The following is a 16,230-nucleotide window of genomic DNA, read 5'->3' on the forward strand; positions in this document are numbered from 1 at the left end:
GGCGAAAGGTGTGCTGTGGCAACCGATACCGCGCGATCCGATGTCGGATTCGGCTCGGACCGTGGGCCGGTGCTGGCCTCGCTGATGCTCGCCACCGGACTCGTCGCGCTCGACTCGACGATCCTGGCGACCGCGGTGCTGTCGATCACCGACAGTCTCGGCGATTTCACGCTGTTCCCGTGGCTGTTCACGATCTATCTGCTCGCCCAGGCGGTCACCGTGCCGATCTACGGCGCGCTCGCCGACACGTTCGGTCGCAAACCGGTGATGCTGTTCGGCATCGCGGTGTTCGCGCTCGGCTCCCTGCTGTGTGGGTCGGCGAGCAGCATGCTCGCCCTGATCGTGTTCCGCGCCGTCCAGGGCATCGGCGCCGGCGCCATCCAGCCGACGACCATGGTCATCGCCGGTGACCTGTACACGCTGGCCGAACGTGCCACGGTCCAGGGCTATCTGGCCGGGGTGTGGGCGGTGGCGTCGGTGACGGGGCCGCTGCTCGGCGGCATCTGCGCCGACTACCTCGGCTGGCGGTGGATCTTCCTGGTCAACCTGCCGCTGGCCGCGCTCGCCGCGTGGATGCTGGTCCGCAACTTCCACGAGTCCGTACCCCGGCGTCGTCGGCGCATCGACTACGCGGGAGCGGTGCTGTTGACGCTCGGGGCGGGGGCGCTGGTGCTCGGACTGCTCGAAGGTGGGCACGCCTGGGCGTGGGGGTCGCCGGTCGGCTTCGCGGTGTTCGGTTGCGCCGCACTGTCGCTCGCGCTGTTCGTGGTCGTGGAAGCGCGGGCCGCGCAGCCGATTCTGCCGTTGTGGGTGTTCACCCGGCGGGTGGTGGTCGCGAGCTGTGTCGCGGCCATGCTCGGTGGGGCGCTGCTGTTCGGGTTCACCACCTATGTGCCGATGTTCAATCAGGGTGTGCTCGGTACGAGTGCTCTGGTCGCGGGGCTCGTCACCGGCGCGCTCACCCTCGGCTGGCCCTTGGCGGCGGCCCGTGCGGGAAAGGTGTACCTGCGCTTCGGCTTTCGCACCTGCGCCGTGCTCGGTAGTACCGTGGCGGCGATCGGCGCGGCGACGACGCTGCTCCTCGACGAGAACTCGGCGCTGTGGCAGGTCGCCGCCTCGTGTTTCGTGGTCGGCGCGGGCATGGGGTTGGTGGCCACACCCACGCTCATCGCGGCGCAGACGAGCGCGCAGTGGACCGAACGTGGCGTCGTCACCTCGGCCACTTTGTTCGCGCGGTCACTCGGCAGTGCGGTGGGGGTGCCCGCGTTCGGCGCGATCGTCAACGCGCGCCTCGGTGACGTGGGTGAGCCGTCGCCGCAATCACTCTCGGCCGCAACACATCTCGTGTTCTCGACCATCGCGGCGATGACCGTCGTACTGGTGGCCGCGTGTGCGGCGATCCCGGGCCGGGCCTCGCAATTTCCTGTCCATCCAGCGGGAGAGCCCGCCCCGGTGCGCGGTCTCGGCCACGAGCATGGGGTGGAATCACCAGAAGAGAAGAGGGAGCCAGGATGCTGACAACCGGCATGCGCGCCGAGCTCGCCGCCGAACTGGCGCGGGCGGAGCTGGACCGGGTGGCCGTGTCCCCCATCGTCGACCGGTATCCGGGCATCGATGTGGTGGACGCCTACGAGGTCCAGCTGCTCAATATCCGGCGCAGGCTCGACGGCGGTGCGAAGGTCGTCGGGCACAAGGTGGGGCTGTCGTCGAAGGCGATGCAGCAGATGATGGGCGTCGACGAGCCCGATTACGGTCACCTGCTCGCCGATATGGAGGTCTTCGAGGACGTCCCCGTCGACACCTCGAAGTTCCTGCTTCCCCGGGTGGAGGTCGAGGTCGGGTTCATCCTCGGCGCGGACCTGCCCGGCGAGGACTGCACCGAAGCCGATGTCCTCGCCGCGACCGTCGCCTACGCCCCGTCGATCGAGCTGATCGACTCGCGGATCACCGATTGGAAGATCGGGCTGGCCGACACGATTTCCGACAACGCGTCCTCGGCCGGGTTCGTTCTCGGCAAGGAGCGAGTCGCCCCGGGCGATATCGACATCACCGCGATCGACGCCGTGCTCACCCGCAACGGTGAGGTCGTCGCCGAAGGCCGCAGCGACGCGGTCCTCGGCGATCCGACGATCGCGGTCGCCTGGCTGGCGCGCAAGGTCGCGACCTTCGGGGTGCGGCTCACCGCCGGTGACATCGTGTTGCCCGGCTCCTGTACCCGCGCGATCGACGCCAGACCCGGCGACGACTTCCTCGCCGACTTCGCCGGACTCGGCTCTGTCCGCTTGTCGTTCACCTGAGCCGACCCCACTCCGCCGGCCTGCCCGGCCGCTATTCCACGAGGAGGCCGACCGTGTCCCACGGTTCCGTCACCGCCGCGATCGTAGGATCCGGCAACATCAGCACCGATCTGCTCTACAAGCTGCTGCGCTCGGAGTCCATCGAGCCGCGCTGGATGATCGGCATCGACCCCGAGAGCGAAGGGCTCGAACGCGCTCGCGGGCTGGGCCTGGAAACCTCCGCCGAAGGTGTGGACTGGCTGCTCGCCCAGGACGAGAAGCCCGACATGGTGTTCGAGGCGACGTCGGCCTACGTCCACCGCGCCGCCGCGCCCCGGTACGCCGAACTCGGCATCCGCGCCGTCGACCTCACCCCCGCCGCGGTCGGCCCGGCCGTGGTGCCGCCGGTGAACCTGGCCTCGCTACTGGACGCGCCGAACGTCAACATGATCACCTGCGGTGGCCAGGCCACCATCCCGATCGTCGCCGCCGTCTCCCGGGTCGTGCCGGTGCCCTACGCCGAGATCGTCGCCTCGGTTTCGTCCAATTCCGCAGGCCCCGGCACCAGGGCGAATATCGATGAGTTCACCAAGACCACCAGCCGTGGCGTCGAGACCATCGGTGGTGCGCAGCGCGGCAAAGCGATCATCATCTTGAACCCCGCCGAACCGCCGATGATCATGCGCGACACCATCTTCTGCGCCATTCCCGACGATGCCGACCACGATGCGATCGCTGCGTCGATCCATCGAATGGTCGCCGATATCCAGCAGTACGTGCCCGGCTACCGGTTGCTCAACGAACCCCAGTTCGACGAACCTTCCGTCGTCTCCGGTGGGCTGGCGAAGGTATCGGTGTTCGTCGAAGTCGAAGGCGCGGGCGATTTCCTGCCGCCCTACGCGGGCAACCTCGACATCATGACCGCCGCCGCCACTCGCGTCGGCGAGGTCATGGCCGAACAGATCCTGTCGACTCGGGTGTGATCATGACCGATTCGTCAGCCCTCGACACCATCACCCCCGAGGCCCTGCGCTCGTCGCAGTCGAGCCGGGCGTAAGGAGACTCGACCGTGCCATTCTCTGCTGATCTCGACATCAGGATCACCGACACCTCCCTGCGTGACGGCTCCCACCACAAACGCCACCAATTCACCACCACCGAAGTCCGCGACATCGTCGCCGCCCTCGACAACGCCGGCGTACCCGTCATCGAAGTCACCCACGGCGACGGCCTCGGCGGCTCCTCCTTCAACTACGGATTCTCCAAAACCCCCGAACAAGAACTCATCACCATCGCCGCCCACACAGCCAAAAACGCCAAAATCGCGTTCCTCATGCTGCCCGGCGTCGGCGTCAAAGAAGACATCAAGATCTCCCAAGACAACGGCGCCTCCATCTGCCGCATCGCCACCCACTGCACCGAAGCCGACGTCTCCGTCCAACACTTCGGCTACGCCCGCGACCTCGGTCTGGAAACCGTCGGCTTCCTCATGATGTCGCACACCCAACCCCCCGAAGCCCTCGCCGAACAGGCTCGGATCATGGCCGACGCAGGCTGCCAGTGCGTCTACATCGTCGACTCCGCCGGCGCGCTGGTCCTCGAACAAGTCTCCGACCGCCTCTCCGCCGTCGTTGCCGAACTCGGCACCGACGCCCAAGTCGGATTCCACGGCCACGAAAACCTCGGCCTCGCCGTCGCCAACTCCGTCTACGCCGTGCGTGCGGGAGCCACCCAGATCGACGGCTCCACCCGCCGCTTCGGCGCCGGCGCCGGCAACACCCCCGTCGAGGCGTTCGTCGGTGTCGCCGACAAACTCGCCATCACCACCGGTGTCGATTTCTTCGCCATCGCCGATGCCGCCGAAGATGTCGTCCGCCCCGCCATGCCCCAGGAATGCCTACTCGACCGCCAATCACTGATGATGGGCTACGCGGGCGTGTACTCCAGCTTCCTCAAGCACGCCGAACGCCAAGCCGAACGCTACGGCGTCTCCGCCGCCGAAATGCTCGTCCGCGCGGGCAAACGCAAACTCGTCGGCGGCCAGGAAGACCAGCTCATCGACATCGCCTTGGAACTCCAGCGCGAAGCCTCCGTCACCATCTGAGGCGACCGGTCGGCATCTGAGCGGCACAGCTTCGCCCCGCGTGAATCACGGAGGAATGGTGACTCACCACGAAGGAAGCGGTGCCGTTATGGTGTTGCACGCGAGATCCTCTGTCCGGGTGGACATTCCGACTCGATCGGCTAGCGTCTCATGCACGCCGATCGGTTCGGCATTTTCTCCTCGGCGTCGACGTGCGAGCATCGCACGCGAGGTCTTGATGAAGTGGGGGATCATGGCCCAGCGGAGTAATCGCAGGCGTCAGGGCGAGGTACTGATCACGTCCGACACCACACCCTCACACGGCTTGGACCAGGTGCGCGTCAGCGGCACTGTCTCCCTGGCTGTTTCACCGGAAAAGCTGTGGGACTCGTTGTCCCAGCCGGAGCACATCGCCTCGTGGATGTCCGAACTCCACGCCTGGACCGGCCCGGCAACGGATCGAGTCGGCGCCGGTCGCGAACTCGCCGCACAGGTTCAGATGTTCCACATGATCCACGACGTGCGCTTGGTCGTCACCGAATACCGCCCGACCCTCGGTTGGACGATGACATGCGGCGGGGTAACCGGGGTCGCTGTCGCCTTCACCGTGGAAGTCGAGCAGCTGCGAGACGTTACCCGCGCGACGCTTCGAACCAGCCTGCACGGCCAGGTATTGCGGGACGCCGATGTGGTCGTGCTTCGTCACGCCATCCAGTCCGGACTGGACTCGAGCCTGCGTCGGCTGGCCGACATCGCACACCCCGATATCGCCGCCCATCCGTTCCCGGTAGCCCTCGGTTACCACCCGACACGGGACAGGGCCGCCGGTTTCCCCTGATAGTCAGGCGACGCGTACGTGTTCCTCGACCGCCGCGGGCTCGGCCACAGGCTGCGCGGGCCGACGTCCGGTGACGAGGAACAAGACGACGAGCGCGACGGCCAACCACACGTACGTGTCGCCGATGATGTGTTGATCCCAGGTCCACGAGGTCTCACGGTGTTCGCCGTCGGGCAGGAAGCTGTGCGGCGCGATCACGAAGACCGCGGCGACGGCGACAGTCGTGGCGTACCAGCCTCGGGCGCCGGCGACGGGCAGGGTGCGGGCGTGGCAGACCATCGCGAGCAACGCGGGCGCGATCCAGACCCAGTGGTGCGACCACGAGATCGGCGACAGCAGCAGCGTGAAGACCGCGTTGAGGGACAGGGCGATCGCCGGGGCGTCGGCGGCCTTGCGCATCGCGGCTACGACGAGGACGAGCAGCAGCGCACCCAGCACCAGCCACAGGACGTCGAAAGGGAGGCCGGTGATGTGCAGGCGCGCCATGACGGCCTGGATCGACTGATTGGTATGGAAGGCCGAGCCACTCAGACCCGAGACATTGCCGAGGCCACCGAACCAGTAGCGGGTGGATTCGGTGGGCAGGAACGCGAACGAGGCGATGGTGGCGATCGCACCGGTCGCCGCGGCGGTCGCCGCGGCCTTGTAGTCCTTGCGGACCAGGAAGTAGAGCACGAAGGCGGCGGGCGTGAGCTTGATGGCGGCGGCGAGGCCGATCAGCATGCCGCGGGGGTAGCGGGTCTTCGGGAGCAGGCAGTCGGTGGCGACCAGCACCATCAGCAACAGGTTGACCTGACCGAAGTCGATGGTCGAGCGGACCGGTTCCAGCAGCATCGCCAGCGGCAGCGCGCAGGCGGTGACGAGCAGGGCGGCCTGCTTGCGGTCGGGGTGGTAGCGCCGGGCGACCAGGTACAGGGTCCAGGCGACGGCGGCGATCGACACCACGACGTAGAGGATCTTCGCCGTGCCCCACGGCAGCAGCGCGAACGGCGCCAGCGCGATGGCCGCGAACGGCGGGTAGATGAAGGGCAGACCGATGCCGATCGTGGTCTTGGGCAGCTGGCCGTACATGTCGGCGCCGTCGCGCATCGCCTCGATGCCGAGGCGGTAGACCTGAAGATCGATGAACCCGTCGGAATAGCGTTCGAAGGGCCAGATCGGCGTCCTGACGCAGACGACCGAGACAATGGTGAGCAGCACCGGCACCAGCCACCATGCTCGATTGATCGGGCGTGGTGAACGCTCTTGCACGGGGTGGGTGGTGTCACTACTCATCCGCGGCGACTATACCGACTCACGTGCGCTGCCGGGGCACCGCCCATCGGCCGGAGTGACACGCGCAATAGCCAGCCGGATGCCCGCCGACGGACCGAACGCGCTGAATACCGGGCTGGTCAGTCGCCGCGGTTGTAGCGGGTCAGGTAACCGGCCATGGCCGCGACGTCTTCGTCCGTCCAGTCGGCGAAACGCGCCTGAAAGGCCTCCCGTCGTCGGCGTTCGGCCTCTCGGGCGACGATTCGGCCCTCAGGGGTGGCATGCAGGACGTGATTGCGCCGATTGCCGGGGTCGACCGCCCGTTGGAGGTAACCGAGCTTCTCCAGCGCGCCGACCTGCCTGCTGACGGTCGACTTGTCGAGCAGGAACTGTTCGGCGAGATCGGTAGCCAGACAACCGTCGCGTTCGAGGATCAGGTCGAGAATGCTGTAGGCGACCAGGCTCAGCTCGGGATGCAGTTCGGCGGCGCGGCCACGGGCGCGCCGGGCGAAGGCGGTGAGTTCCCGCTGGATGGTGTCGACAGCCTGGGTTCTTGTGCTCCGCGCATTCATAGTTGTATCATACAACCATACATAGTTGCATTTACCAACTGTTTGGAGATTCTCCTCGATGACTCGCGCACAGTTCCGGCACCTCGCCGGACATCTGCTGACCCCGCTGCTGATGTGCCTCGGCATGGCCTTCGCCTACCTCGGCGCGTTCCACCAGCCCGAGCCGAACGATATGGCGCTCGCGGTCGTCGGCGACTCCCCGCAGACGATGGTGCTGGCGCAGACGATGAAGGACAAGGGCGGCGCCGGCCTCGACATGGTCACCGTGCACGACCGCGAGGCCGCGGTCAGCGCGCTACAGAACCGCGAGCTCATCGGCGCCTACGTGCCCGACGCCGACAGGCCGGAACTGCTCGTCGCCACCGCGAGCTCCGACACCAGCGCGATGGCCGCGGAGCTGGCCTTCCGGTCGGTGTCCGATCACCAGGGCGTGCCGCTGGTGGTCACCGATGTGACGACCGAGGCAGACGGTGATCCGACGGGCCAGGGCATCTTCTTCCTGCTGGTCGCGTTGAGCGTCGGCGCGTACGGCAGCGTCGCCGTGATCGGCGCCGCCGGGGCGATGTTGCGCATGCGGGTGCGCGCGGCGGTCGGTGTGGTGACGGCGCTGGTGGTCAGCCTCATCGGTGTTCTGGTGGCAGGTCCGGTATTCGGCGTGATCGACAGCGACTTCGCGAGCGTGTTCGGTATCGCCTGGCTCTACGCCTCGGGCATCATCCTGATCGGTATCGGCTTGCACACGTTCCTGAAGCGGTGGACCACCCTGGCCCTGATCACCCTGTTCGTGATGCTGAACTTCACCACCTCCGGTGGCGTCTACGGACCCGAACTCCAGAACGGCTTCTTCGGTGCGCTGCACTCGTTCTGGAACGGCGCCGACTTCGTCGAAGGTCTGCGCGACCTGCTCTACTTCGACGGTGGCGCCGGGTTCGGTTCCCGCCTGCTCGGGTTGTTCGCCTGGTTGATGGTCGGCCTGGTGCTGGTCGTGGTGGCGGGTCGCCACGAGGCACGGCACGCGCCGACACCGATCGCGCCTGCCGCGGTCGAGGAGGAGATCGGCGAATCGGTCGCCGTCTGACGAGGTGACGCCACGCCCGATCAGTCGGGTCACGCCCCGGCGAATCCCGTTGCCCGACATCCGGACACATAGCTCCTGACACGGTCGACGCGCTCGCCGGGGCGCTTTCGTATTCCCCGGCGATGTTGACGTGAATCGGCCACGGCCACCCGTAGACGCGAGTACGGTGTAGCGCGCAACCGCGGACCATCTGGCGCCGCGAGGGGGTGTGACAGCGGAAAGGGTGGGTGCCACCGATGAATGACCCCGGCGCGCAACGCCCTGGCGAACCGGTACCGCTCGATCAGCGCTATCAAGGCGCCGATCCGATCGAATGGTGCGGTGCGGCGGTCTATCCGATGTATGCCGAGGCGCTACCCGCCGGGACGACGGCGCTGCATCTGCGCGCACTGTCGGTGATGGCACCCGAGGACGTGACGGGCCTCGGCCTGGGGCTCTCCGTGCACGACGGACACGTGAACCTCGACGGGAGATCGCTGGCGGGCGTCGACATCTGGTACGAAGCACTCGCCGACGGCATCGACATCTCGGTGACCGCCGACGCACCCGACGCACTGTTCACTCTCACGCCCGTCTGGGTGGCGGGGTCGGGCACACACCAGTCCTGGACCGGCAATTACGGCGTGGTGGTCGACCTGCTCCCCGACGGAGCGTCGACGCTGTGGTGCAGCACCGGACCCGGCACACCCGATTTCAACGAACTGGTCGTCGAACTCACCACGGGACCGACAGAACCCGATCGAACACTTGTCGACGCGACCGAGCCGACCTCACCCGCCGCACCGATTCCGCCGTCCGAATCCACGGAGCCGACACTCCACACCGCGAACCTCGACCCCCCGACAGACGTCGCCATCGCACCCGCCTACCCCGTGACTCCCCCACGATCGGCCGACCAAGGTGTCGGCGCCGCCCTGTACGACCTCGGAACCGCCATGCACGAACGCGGCGAACACGATTCGGCCCGCGCCCTGTGGACCCAGGCCGCCCAGGCAGGCCACAGCGGCGCCGCCTACGATCTCGGCGCACTCCTCTTGCAACAGGGCGAACGCGCCGCCGCCGAACGATGGTGGAAAACCGCAGCCCACGAAGACCCACGCGCGGCAGCCTCCCTCAACGCTTTGTCCGAACTGCCCTAGCACCTGTATCGAAGTAGCGGGTGGACCGGCACGAAAGATGTCGAGCGCCCTGCTGCCTGGGTCATTGTTCTGCGTCGCGGACCAACAGTGCGATCTGTACCCGATTGGCGACGCCCAGCTTGGTGAACAGATTGCCGGTGTGCGCCTTGACGGTGGCGACGGTGACGTGCAATCGCGCGGCGATCTCCGGATTGCCCAGCCCGTCCGCGATCGCTCGCGCGGTATCGAGTTCACGTTCGGACAGGGCAGCCAGTCGTTTCCGCGCGAGATCGCGGGAGGCGCTGCGGGCTTCGGTGGAACCCGGCCCGGTGGCCGCGGCGATCACCCGAGCGGTGACCGTGGGAGACAGCACGGGATTGCCGGCGGCGACGGTGCGCACCGCGTCGGCTATCCGGGCGGGCGGGGTGTCCTTGAGAACGAAGCCGAGTGCCCCGGCGCGTAGAGCACCGAGTACCAGCTCGTCGGAGTCGAAGGTGGTCAGCATGAGTATCGCCGGCGCGGCCGGTGCGGCGCGGAGGAACCGGGTGGTGTCGACGCCGTCGCGGCCGGGCATCCGCACATCCATCAGCACGACGTCCGGACGCTGTTCGTCCACCACCTTGATCGCGGTGTCCCCGTCGGCGGCCTCCGCGACGACGGTCAGATCCGGCTCGCCGTCGATGACGAGTCGTAGCGCCATCCGCACCAGCTGGTCGTCGTCGACGATGACAACGCGCACCGTCTCCTGATCACTGTGCACTCATGCTCTTTTCTCGTGGTCGTGCTCCGGCCAGGGAAGTTGCGCGGTGAGAACGTATCCGTTGTCGGAGGTGCGATGGTGGTCGAGTGTTCCGCCGGCGAGGGTGATTCGTTCGGCGAGGCCGAGCAGACCGAAGCCCGAGGCCGGTGGCCGGGCGGTGGCTGTGGGGGCCGCCGAATTGCGGACGCTGACGTGCAGTTCGCCGCCGGACTCCCCGTCTACGGTGACGTGGACCTTCGCGGCCGGGGCATGTTTCGCGGCGTTGGTCAGCCCTTCCTGAATTACCCGATAGCCGGTCCGTCCTACGGTCTCGGGTGGGGTAGCGGTCACCGTGGTGGCGAGCGTGACCTCCAGGCCCGACGACCGAGCGTCGGCCACCAGCTCCGAGATCCGGTCCAGGGTGGGTTGCGGTCGTTCGGGGCGGTCGGGGTCGGCGCGAAGGACGCCGAGGACGTCGCGGAGTTCTTCCAGCGCTTGGCGGGAACCGTCGGTGATCCCGCGGATCAGCGTGCGCTTCTCCTCGGCCGAGAGGTCGTCACGATGATCCAGGACGCCTGCTTGCATGGCGACCAGCGAGATCCGGTGCGCGAGCACATCGTGCATTTCGCGGGCGATCCGGTTGCGTTCGGTGGCCTGTGCGTGCGCCGCCCGGGCGGCCTGTTCGCGTTCGGCGCTGTCGGCGCGCTCTCGCAGCGATCGCACTTCGACGCGACGGGCGTCGATGGCCACACCGGTCGCCACCGCGATCCCCGCGCTCGATAGCGGCAGCGCGAGTTGCAGCCAGATCGGGGCGGGCAGCGTACCGATCGGGTAGAGGTCTTCGGTGAACTGCGCCGCGGTCACATACGCCGCAACGACCACTCCGATCTCGACCGGACGGCGGCGAGTGGACAGCGAACACAGTGCCAGCAGCGCGGCACCAGTGGCGAGCGCCGACGCGGCCGAGGCGATCACGACCGTCAGGGCGACGGTGAACGGGAACCGCCGCCGCCACAGCAGCACCGTCAGACAGCCGAGCGCGATCAGCGGATCACCGGTGACGAACCAGGAACACGTATCGGCCGCGCAGCCCGCCGGCAGCGCCGTGGCGACGGAGAACCAGAAGGCCATGCCAAGTACCGCGGCCGCCGTCAGCCGCCAGATCTGGTGGCATGCCCCGAGTCGTGCGGCGCTGTCGGTGTCCACCCGGCCATTATCGCGACACCGACCGGCCGGAAGCAGCAGCCCAGCGGCTGAGGGGTGCTCGACCCGGGGCGAATCGCCGCTTCGACTTTCGTCGAACACGATTGCCGCCCCCGGAGCGATGTGCCGACAGGGCGGGCTCGACAGACTCGTTCATGTACCAGTCGGACACGAGCCCTTGCAACGGTTTGCTCGTGGTAGGCGCGATGCCGTAGGGAAGTAGCAGCGTATGAATCGACAACGGAGCCTGAGCCTGCTGGCCGTGCTCGGTCTCGCCGGAGCGCTGGTAGGGGCGCCCATCGTGGACGCGGAGCCGGCCGAAGACCCCGCAGCGCAGGTGCGGTGGGGCGCATGTCCGGAGGGGGTCGAAGATCCCGCGGCCGGGCCGGCCCAGTTGCAATGCGCCACAGTGGGGGCGCCCTTGAATTACAGCGAGCCCGGGGGCGCGCAGATCGAGATCATGATCTCCCGGCTGGCGAGTAAGAACCCGGACAAGCGTCGCGGAGTGTTGTTGCTCAACCCCGGCGGTCCGGGTGGTGCGGGGTTGGACCAGCCCAAGTTCCTGGCTGCTCATGGGCTGCCCGCCGATGTACTGGACAGCTATGACGTGATCGGTATGGATACGCGCGGGGTAGGGCATTCGGCACCGGTGAGCTGCGGGTTCACCGATGATCAGGCGTACTTCGGCAATATCCCGCCCTATGCGGGCAACGATGCGGCGGTCACCGAGCGGGCCACGGTCGCCCAGGGGGTCGCCGAGCAGTGCGCGGCCAACGACCACGAGGGCCGATTGCGGTACGTGTCGACGGCGAATATGGCCCGTGACCTGGACCGGATCCGGGCGGCGCTGGGTGAGGACAAGGCCAGCTACCTCGGTTACTCCTACGGTACCGCGTTGGGCGCCGCCTACGCCTCGATGTTCCCGCAGCAGGCCGACCGCATCGTGCTCGACAGCAATATCGGCGACACCTACCTCGACCACAACGGGATGCGCCTGTACGGCCTCGGAATGGAAGAGACGTTTCCAGACTTCGCTGGATGGGCCGCCGCCCGCCACGACACCTACGGTCTGGGCCACACACCGGAAGAGGTGCGACGGACGTACTTCACCCTCGCCGAGCGACTCGACGCGAACCCGGTGGACGGGATGGACGGCAACCTCTTCCGGTTCGGCACCTTCTTCACGCTCTATCGCCCGGCGTTGTACGCGTCAGCCGCCGAGAGCTGGAAATCGCTGCTCGACACCGGACGTCCGGGGCCCGCGGGCGGCCGCCCGCCGGGTACGGGCGCGCCTTCGCCGAACGACAATGCTTGGTCGGTTTTTCTGGCTGTGACCTGCAACGATGTCGAATGGCCGAAGGACATCCGGACCTACCACCGTGCCGTCGCCGAGGACCGGGAACGGTACCCGCTCTATGGCGCGGCCGCCGCCAACGTCATGCCCTGCGCCTACTGGAAGCTCGGGCCGTCCGAGCCGCCGGTGCGGATCGACAACACCGGCCCGGCCGATGTGCTGATCGTGCAGAACCAGCGCGACCCGGTCACCCCGCTACGCGGCGGCGAGCTGCTCGACGAGAAGTTCGGTCAGCGGTCCCGGTTGGTCACTGTCGACGGGAGTGGGCACGGGGTCTACGTTCTCGGCGTCAACCCCTGCGCGTTCGACGTCGTCACCGGCTACCTGGTGGACGGCGCCATGCCCGAACACGACATGACCTGTCGCGCGGGCTGAGCGACTATCGGAGCAGCATCAGCCCGCCGCCGAAGCCCGCCGCGATTCCGGCGATCGGAAGATATCGGCCGACAAGTGTCGCGGCACGACAACGCCGCCGCCCGCGATGATTCGCGAGCGGCGGTCGTGTGTCCGGGCCTGCCTAGGGTACCTGGTTCGCCAGTGCGCCGACAGGTTCCGGCGCGACCTCACGCATCGGCGTGAAGTCGCGGGCCGCGATGTATTGCGGACGGCGCTGGGGGGCCGCGAAGGGCTCCTCCAGGGCGTTTTCCACGCTGTTGAACACCATGAAGATGTTCGAGCGCGGGAACGGGGTGATGTTGTTCGACGATCCGTGCATCATGTTGGAGTCGAACAACAGTGCCGAACCGGCCCGCCCGGTGAACTGGGTGATGCCGTAGCGGGCGGCCAGGAACGTGACGTCGTCCGTCGTCGGGACCCCGATTCGCTGCTCGCGCAACGACTCCCGATAGTGACCGCTCGGCGTTTCGCCCAGGCACGGCACGAAGGTGCGGTGTGAACCGGGCATCAGCATCAGGCTGCCGTTGAACGGGTAGTTGTCGGTCAACGCGATCGACAGACTCACCGCACGGGGGGTCGGCATGCCGTCCTCGGCGTGCCAGGTCTCGAAATCGGAATGCCAGCCGAAACCGCTACCGCCGAAACCGGGCATGTAGTTCACCCGGGTCTGATGCAGGTACACCGGTGAACCGAGGATCTGCTCGGCGAGCCCGGCGATCCGCGATTCGGCGACCAGCTCGGCGATCGGTTTGCTGAGCTGGTGTACCTGGAACACCGAACGTACCTGTCCCGCAACGGGTTCCACGATCACCCGTGCGTCGCCGTAGAGCACCGGGTCGGACGCGAGGTGGCCGACCTCGGCGCCGAACGCGGCGACCTCGTCGGGGGTGAGCAGATCGGGGATCGTCGCGAAACCGTTCGCCTCGAATCCGGCCAGCTCCGGCGAGGTGACCCGGCCCCACACCATCGGATCGGTGCGCTCGATGTGCGGGGCCGGCTCGGACAACCGGGTCGGGTAGCGGTCGAGCTGATCAGACACTGGCGCCATCCTCCTCGATAATCAGCGGATACACCCCGTTCTCATCGTGTACCTCGCGGCCGGTAACCGGCGGATTGAAAACACAGAGCATCCGCAACTGGGTGCGGGCGGTCACCTGGTGACGTTCGTGACCGTTGAGCAGGTACATCGAGCCCGGGCCCAGCTCGTAGTCGGTCTCGTTGTCGAAATCGTGCAAACTGCCCTCGCCCTCGACCAACCACACCGCTTCCACGTGGTTCTGGTAGTGGAACTTGTGAACTGTGCCTGCCTCGATCGTGGTCTCGTGGAAGGAGAAACCGACCTTGTCGCCGCCGAGCACGATGCGCTTGCTGCGCCAACCGGGCCCTGCCACATCACGTTCGGTACCGGTGATCTCCGCTGTGGTGCGCACGATCATGCGGCACCACCACAGACGGTGTCGATCGAGGAGACCAGCACCGACAGGCCCTGATCGAGTTCGTCGCTGCCGAGTGTCAACGGCGGCAGCAGTTTCACGACCTCGTCCATCGAACCCGAGGTCTCCACCAGCAGACCCTGTTCGAACGCGGTGCGGCACACCTTGCCCGCCTGCGACGGGTCGTCGAAGACGATGCCGTGCACCATGCCGCGACCACGGGTGGACACCCCCTCGTGCCGCTGCGCGACCGCGTTCAGCGTGCGGGCCACGTATTCGCCGTTCTCGGCGGTGCGCTGGGCCAGCTTGTCGTCGGACCAGTACTCGCGCAGGGCGGCGGTCGCGGTGACGAAGGCGGGGTTGTTGCCGCGGAAGGTGCCGTTGTGCTCACCGGGGGCCCACTGGTCGTGCTCGGGCTTGAGCAGCACCAGCGCCATCGGCAGGCCGTAGCCGCCGATCGATTTGGACAGCGTCACGATGTCGGGGGTGATGCCCGCGATCTCGAACGAGAAGAACGGGCCGGTGCGTCCGCAACCCATCTGCACGTCGTCGACGATGAGCAGGATGTCGCGCGCGGCGCACAGACCGGCCAGGTGGCGCAGCCACTCGGCACGGGCCAGGTTGACACCGCCCTCACCCTGCACGGTCTCCACGATCACCGCGGCGGGGCGATCGAAACCCGAGGAACTGTCGTCGAGGACGCGCTGCATCCAGCCGAAGTCCTCGATGGTGTTGTCGAAGTAGCCGTCGTAGGGCATCGGGGTGGAGTGCTCGAGCGGCACACCGGCGCCGGCCCGCTTGGCGGCGTTGCCGGTGACCGACAGCGCGCCGAGGGTCATGCCGTGGAAGGCGTTGGTGAAGCTCAGGATGGTCTTGCGCCCGGTGACCTTGCGGGCCAGTTTGAGCGCGGCTTCGACGGCGTTCGCACCGGTCGGCCCAGGGAACTGCACCTTGTAGTCGAGGCCACGCGGCGACAGCAGATTGTCGCGGATGGTCTCGAGCAGTTCGCGTTTGGCCACGGTCGACATATCGAGACCGTGGGTGATGCCATTGCTGCCGATGTATTCCAGCAGCGCCTTCTTCAGAATCGGGTTGTTGTGTCCGTAATTCAACGCGCCGGCGCCTGCGAAGAAGTCGAGGTATTCGCGGCCTTGCTCGTCGCGCAACCAGGCGCCTTCGGCGGTGCTGAAGATGGCCGGCCAGTCACGGCAGTATCCGCGCACGTTCGATTCCATAGCCTCGAAAATGCTGGTGTCGGTGGTCGTGATCATCGTCGTTCCTCCTGGCGCTGAGCCGGTGAAATCACATACAGCAGCTCTGCCTCGTGTGAATCGGGGAAATCGTTTTCTTCGAACAGGTCCTCGGTGCGCAAATCGGCACCTCGTTCCCGCGCCACCGCGGAGAACAACGCATGTGATGCGGTGTTTCCGGGTGAGATCGTGGTTTCCAGGGTGGTGATTCCTGCCGCTGCTACCGAATCGAGCAGTGCGTGCAGGATGGCTGCGGCCAAGCCGCGGCCTCGGCATTGCGCGTCGACGGCGATCTGCCAGACGAACAGCGTGTCCGGCGCTTCCGGACGCACATATCCGATGACGAAACCGACGGGCTGACCGTCACTCTCGGCGACCAAGGAGGTCGCACTGAAATCGCGACACCACAACAGGTACGCATAGCTGGAATTGACGTCGAGTACCTGCGAATCACGGGCGATCCGCCACAGCTGAGCGCCGTCGCCCAGTCGTGGATGACGCAATCTCGGTTCCGAACCAGGGGCCGCCACACTAGCGGCCGGCTCGATGGACTTGGTGGACGTTGTCATATATCTAAAGTGCCCAGCTGACTTTGCGGTCTTTGTGTCGAGCTCTTTGCGGTTGTATGACGAATCG

16 protein-coding genes are annotated in these 16,230 nt (G+C 67.0%); 8 read left to right on the plus strand and 8 right to left on the minus strand.

Annotated features, from left to right (window positions below):
* Window positions 1-15: 15 nt before the first annotated feature.
* The 5 genes from NS1_RS29370 to NS1_RS29390 all read left to right on the plus strand — a co-directional run bounded on the left by NS1_RS29370 (window position 16) and on the right by NS1_RS29390 (window position 5,197).
* The gene (locus NS1_RS29370; protein ID WP_062989652.1) at window positions 16-1,518 is read left to right on the plus strand and encodes an MDR family MFS transporter; all 1,503 of its coding nucleotides are present in this window, start codon (window positions 16-18) and stop codon (window positions 1,516-1,518) included.
* Window positions 1,512-2,297, plus strand: a complete 786-nt coding sequence (locus tag NS1_RS29375) for a 2-keto-4-pentenoate hydratase (protein ID WP_062989654.1) — start codon at window positions 1,512-1,514, stop codon at window positions 2,295-2,297. The genes NS1_RS29370 and NS1_RS29375 overlap by 7 nt, the downstream gene beginning before the upstream one ends.
* Window positions 2,298-2,350: 53 nt before the next feature.
* Entirely contained in the window at window positions 2,351-3,259 is a 909-nt protein-coding gene (locus NS1_RS29380) for an acetaldehyde dehydrogenase (acetylating) (protein ID WP_062989656.1), read from the plus strand.
* Window positions 3,260-3,345: 86 nt separating this feature from the next.
* Window positions 3,346-4,380 carry a 4-hydroxy-2-oxovalerate aldolase gene (gene dmpG / locus NS1_RS29385; RefSeq protein ID WP_062989658.1) on the plus strand — a complete coding sequence of 345 codons (1,035 nt, stop codon included), beginning with the start codon at window positions 3,346-3,348 and terminating at the stop codon, window positions 4,378-4,380.
* 232 nt (window positions 4,381-4,612) lie between these two features.
* Window positions 4,613-5,197: an SRPBCC family protein gene (locus tag NS1_RS29390; protein ID WP_169812855.1), complete on the plus strand. Its 585-nt coding sequence runs from the start codon at window positions 4,613-4,615 to the stop codon at window positions 5,195-5,197.
* 3 nt (window positions 5,198-5,200) lie between these two features.
* Here the strand turns inward: NS1_RS29390 and NS1_RS29395 are convergent, their stop codons facing one another.
* Window positions 5,201-6,472, minus strand: a complete 1,272-nt coding sequence (locus NS1_RS29395; protein WP_062989662.1) for a glycosyltransferase 87 family protein — start codon at window positions 6,470-6,472, stop codon at window positions 5,201-5,203.
* A 119-nt stretch (window positions 6,473-6,591) separates the two neighbouring features.
* The gene (locus NS1_RS29400) at window positions 6,592-7,023 is read right to left on the minus strand and encodes a MarR family winged helix-turn-helix transcriptional regulator (protein ID WP_062989664.1); all 432 of its coding nucleotides are present in this window, start codon (window positions 7,021-7,023) and stop codon (window positions 6,592-6,594) included.
* A gap of 58 nt (window positions 7,024-7,081) precedes the next feature.
* On the opposite strand from NS1_RS29400, the gene NS1_RS29405 reads away from it, so the two are divergent.
* The gene (locus NS1_RS29405) at window positions 7,082-8,101 is read left to right on the plus strand and encodes an ABC-2 transporter permease (protein ID WP_062989666.1); all 1,020 of its coding nucleotides are present in this window, start codon (window positions 7,082-7,084) and stop codon (window positions 8,099-8,101) included.
* Between the two features lie 236 nt (window positions 8,102-8,337).
* Window positions 8,338-9,240, plus strand: coding sequence for an SEL1-like repeat protein (locus NS1_RS29410; RefSeq protein ID WP_062989668.1), 903 nt, complete (start codon window positions 8,338-8,340; stop codon window positions 9,238-9,240).
* Between the two features lie 61 nt (window positions 9,241-9,301).
* On the opposite strand, the gene NS1_RS29415 is transcribed toward NS1_RS29410, so the two are convergent.
* Together NS1_RS29415 and NS1_RS29420 are read right to left on the minus strand one after the other, a co-directional pair.
* On the minus strand, window positions 9,302-9,979 hold the full coding sequence (locus NS1_RS29415; RefSeq protein WP_062989670.1) for a response regulator: 678 nt from the start codon (window positions 9,977-9,979) through the stop codon (window positions 9,302-9,304).
* The gene (locus NS1_RS29420; protein ID WP_062989672.1) at window positions 9,980-11,164 is read right to left on the minus strand and encodes a sensor histidine kinase; all 1,185 of its coding nucleotides are present in this window, start codon (window positions 11,162-11,164) and stop codon (window positions 9,980-9,982) included.
* A gap of 226 nt (window positions 11,165-11,390) precedes the next feature.
* Between NS1_RS29420 and NS1_RS29425 the strand changes: the two genes are divergently transcribed.
* Entirely contained in the window at window positions 11,391-12,890 is a 1,500-nt protein-coding gene (locus NS1_RS29425; RefSeq protein ID WP_062989674.1) for an alpha/beta hydrolase, read from the plus strand.
* Between the two features lie 142 nt (window positions 12,891-13,032).
* On the opposite strand, the gene thpD is transcribed toward NS1_RS29425, so the two are convergent.
* The 4 genes from thpD to ectA are packed head-to-tail and all read right to left on the minus strand — an operon-like array spanning window position 13,033 to window position 16,163.
* Window positions 13,033-13,959 carry an ectoine hydroxylase gene (gene thpD, locus NS1_RS29430; protein ID WP_062989676.1) on the minus strand — a complete coding sequence of 309 codons (927 nt, stop codon included), beginning with the start codon at window positions 13,957-13,959 and terminating at the stop codon, window positions 13,033-13,035.
* On the minus strand, window positions 13,943-14,347 hold the full coding sequence (locus NS1_RS29435; protein ID WP_056809684.1) for an ectoine synthase: 405 nt from the start codon (window positions 14,345-14,347) through the stop codon (window positions 13,943-13,945). Before NS1_RS29435 ends, thpD begins: the two co-directional genes overlap by 17 nt.
* Window positions 14,344-15,612 (minus strand): diaminobutyrate--2-oxoglutarate transaminase, encoded by a 1,269-nt coding sequence (ectB, locus tag NS1_RS29440; protein WP_056815209.1) that lies wholly within the window; start codon window positions 15,610-15,612, stop codon window positions 14,344-14,346. Before ectB ends, NS1_RS29435 begins: the two co-directional genes overlap by 4 nt.
* A complete protein-coding gene (gene ectA / locus NS1_RS29445) occupies window positions 15,612-16,163 on the minus strand; it encodes a diaminobutyrate acetyltransferase (protein ID WP_084504612.1) in 552 nt (183 codons plus the stop codon). The genes ectB and ectA overlap by 1 nt, the downstream gene beginning before the upstream one ends.
* Window positions 16,164-16,230 lie beyond the last annotated feature (67 nt).

Origin of the sequence: Nocardia salmonicida NBRC 13393 (genome assembly GCF_001613085.1) — a bacterium.
Lineage (GTDB): Bacteria > Actinomycetota > Actinomycetes > Mycobacteriales > Mycobacteriaceae > Nocardia > Nocardia salmonicida.